3 protein-coding genes are annotated in these 3,477 nt (G+C 38.7%); 2 read left to right on the forward strand and 1 reads right to left on the reverse strand.

Going from position 1 to position 3,477, the window contains the following annotated elements; all coding sequences use genetic code 11:
- Window positions 1-374: 374 nt before the first annotated feature.
- Window positions 375-932 carry a hypothetical protein gene (locus WB217_RS14440; RefSeq protein WP_423993929.1) on the forward strand — a complete coding sequence of 186 codons (558 nt, stop codon included), beginning with the start codon at window positions 375-377 and terminating at the stop codon, window positions 930-932.
- A 38-nt stretch (window positions 933-970) separates the two neighbouring features.
- Here the strand turns inward: WB217_RS14440 and WB217_RS14445 are convergent, their stop codons facing one another.
- The gene (locus WB217_RS14445) at window positions 971-2,257 is read right to left on the reverse strand and encodes an NCS2 family permease (protein ID WP_423993931.1); all 1,287 of its coding nucleotides are present in this window, start codon (window positions 2,255-2,257) and stop codon (window positions 971-973) included.
- 290 nt (window positions 2,258-2,547) lie between these two features.
- Here WB217_RS14445 and WB217_RS14450 point away from each other — a divergent pair, with 290 nt between their 5' ends.
- The gene (locus WB217_RS14450) at window positions 2,548-3,438 is read left to right on the forward strand and encodes a LysR family transcriptional regulator (protein WP_423993932.1); all 891 of its coding nucleotides are present in this window, start codon (window positions 2,548-2,550) and stop codon (window positions 3,436-3,438) included.
- Window positions 3,439-3,477: the final 39 nt, after the last annotated feature.

Consider the following 3,477-nt stretch of genomic DNA (forward strand, 5'->3'; position numbering starts at 1 on the left):
GGATAAGATGATGTTCAAATCGACACGTGATTTATTCAACAAGTAATATAATCCTTTCAACTAGTAATAAAATGATTCCTACTGGTGATATATCACGGCTAACTGGTGATAAAACTAAAGAAACAAGTAATATAATTAACTCACCTCGAATCTTTCCTTTTTAATCCCATTTACTAAGGAAATAAAGCTCTTTTAACGTTCCAGAACACTATTCATTCTTGTATAGTAGCAAAAGTGATGATGAAATCTCTTGTTTTCTTAATTGAACTACAAAATCCGCTTAAACTTCCCAATAATCGACAGCTTCTCCTATTGAATATATCTGAATAAAGGTTATGTTTAAGATAAGAAGATGGAATCGAGGAGTGAACTATATGAGTCTAATATCGATAGTCGCTAGAGAAGATTTTATTTCGGTAGTTACAGACATTGGGGATCATCAAATGATGGGGGATAGTGACCGTATAAAAGAAATCATTCCAGATACGGCCTTCATCGTATCTTCTGGTGATGAGGAATACACAAACATGGCAGAAGATGCTGCTGATTTGCTGGTTAAACAAGGGTTTTGTCTAAAAGAAATAGCCGAATCCATCCAGTCATCATTCATCCAAGAAAGATTTTCATCCCAGGAAAGCGGACGTGGCTTTGAAGCAGTGATCGCGGGCTATTCTCTATTTGGAGAAGCGCAATATCACGTCATCTCTAACACTAAACCGATGGAATCATTTTATCCTGGCCATGGTGAGAGCCTTTTTTACGTTAACGGCCTTGAACCAATGCTCGTTTTGGAACGAGCTTTAAAAATGCATGGAATGGGAACGCTCAGCCAAGCTCAGGCTGCCCAAATCCATTTGCTGCATGAGGCTGCAAAATTTATCCCAAATGTAAATAGGGGAGCTTCAACTTTTGCATTAAAAAAAGCAAATTAAAACAGCCCTGGAATTCCAGGGCTGTTCTAATTTTATTATTAAAGCGCATATTGAAGAATAAAGTTGCCAAGAAATAATAAGGCAATCATGTATAGAGCTGGCTGGATCTCCCGTCCTTTACCCATCAATAGCTTCATCAGCGGATATAAGATGAATCCAATTGCCATGCCATCGGCAATACTGTACGTTAATGGAATCAGTACAATAATTAGCAGGGCAGGGAAGCTTTCAAGTAAATCATCTAGTTTAATATGAGTGATGTTTTGAAGCATTAAGACACCAATCAGGATCAATACTGGTGAAACAGCACTTTCCGGTACTAGTTTAATTACAGGAATCAAGACGATCGAAGCAAGGAAAAGGCTTCCTGTAACAATACTTGTTAATCCAGTACGGCCTCCGGCAGCTATACCAGCTGCACTTTCCACAGAGGCTACTGTTGGGCTAGTTCCAAAAATTCCAGCTGTAGCGACTGAAATCGCATTTGCCTGCAATGATTTCTTATACTTTTCAGGCTGATTAAGCATTTTTGTATGTCCATGAATCAATCCTATATTCTCAAAAATAACAACCATCGCCAGCGAGAAGGCAGTCAGCCAAAAAACGAAATTGCCAGCTTGTGCGAACGAAAGCTGTCCGAATACAGAGGTGTATTCTGTGAACGAAGGCATGCTCCAAGTCATTCCTTTACTCTCAAAATCTCCAAAAACAATGGATAGAACTGAAGTAAAAACAATGCTCAACAGCAAATTCCCAGGTACGTTTCGAATAAAAAGAACGACTGTTACGATTAAACCAATTAAAGTTATTAGTGCTGTAGAAGTACTCAAATCGCCTATCGCAAGCAAAGTATGATCAGAGCTAGTAATGATTCCGCTATTATCAAAACCAATCAGGATCAAAAGGATCCCGATTCCGACCGTTATTGCCTCCTTTAATGAATCAGGAATTGATTCAATGATTGCTTTTGCTAGTGGTGTGAAGGCTAAGATCATGAATAGAATTCCTGATACAAATACCATCGCCAAAGCTTCTTGCCAAGCAAAACCGCCTGACTGGACGATGGTATAGGTAAACATGGCATTCAAGCCCATTCCTGGTATTACAAGAATAGGTGTGTTACCCCAAAATCCCATGAGAAAACAGCCTGCAAATACTGTCAGGATTGTAGCGATGATTCCAGCTTCAAGTGGGATTCCAGCTGCTGACAGGATTGTTGCATTCACAATAATGATATAGACGACTGTTATATAGGAGATAAGTCCAGCCGACATTTCTTTTCCAATTGTTGTATTATGAGCACTAAGTTGAAAAAACTTCTCCATTTTAAATTCCTCTCTCTAAAGGCTAATCTCATAAACTTCTGAGCTTTTATACATTGAAAAAATTCTTCGAATGATTTCGTACTTAACATCCTTGCAAAGCAAAATTGAACCAAGGCAGTATTAAGTCCCTAATGCATATCTAAAAATCAAAAATTATGGCGAGCAAACAGCCTATGCAGATATATTTTTCAGTTTTGGAACGAATGAAAATATCGTACCATAGACTTTAACCATATTTAAAATATATAATTAATATACAAATCATACTTTTTACATATAGTGAGGTTTCCATGGATATTAGACAAATGCGTTATTTCATCGCCATAGCTGAGGAGAAAAATATTACCGCGGCTGCCAACCGACTTCATATGTCCCAGCCCCCGCTAAGCCTTCAATTGAAGCAAATGGAAGAGGAATTAGGAGTCATGCTAGTAGAACGGAATGGAAAAAGGCTGGAGCTGACGGATAAGGGTAAGGTGCTGTACCGGCATGCGCTTAATATTGTTCATTCGTTAGAGGAAGTAAAAAACGAATTGCAGGAGACGGATGAGGGAAGGAAGGGGAACTTATCGATTGGCATTAACACGCTTTCTGTACCTGAATTTCCTGATTGGATTGAACACTTTCACGCAGCCTATCCACTCGTTTATCTTCGAGTCGTGCAAAATGATTCTGCCTATTTAAGCGAACTGGTTAAAAATCGTTTAATTGAACTCGCCTTAATCAGGCTGCCGCTGCCAAACAGGGATGTTAACTATCTGCATTTATATAATGAGCCTTTTGTATTTGTTTGCAGGAATCAGGGGGAAGAAAGTATAACCATTGAAGAAATCAGTACCTTTCCACTAATTCTTCCAAGTACAGAGGGGCTTGGAAGCTTTAATATTATCCATGAAGCCTTCAGCAGGGAACAGCTGCCACTTAATGTTGTATGTGAATGCTCAGATATGAAGGTATTGATGGAATTAGTATCCTCTGGAATAGGATCCACTATCGTTCCTAAGTCGGTTTTTCAGTCGTATGGGCATTCCAGCCTTTTTGCGAGGGAAATCAAAGACTCGGTTCTTAAATCTTCAGTAGGCCTAATATGGCTAAAGCAGCATTATTTATCACAGCCTGCTAAACATTTCATCGATTTGATTAAAGAACAGCTTTGTTTAGTTGAGGGCTCTAGTGAATAAAAAACGACCTCCAATCCAAAAATAAATAGAAAGATTTTT

The organism is Mesobacillus sp., from assembly GCF_049588175.1.
Taxonomy (GTDB): Bacteria; Bacillota; Bacilli; order Bacillales; family Cytobacillaceae; genus Mesobacillus.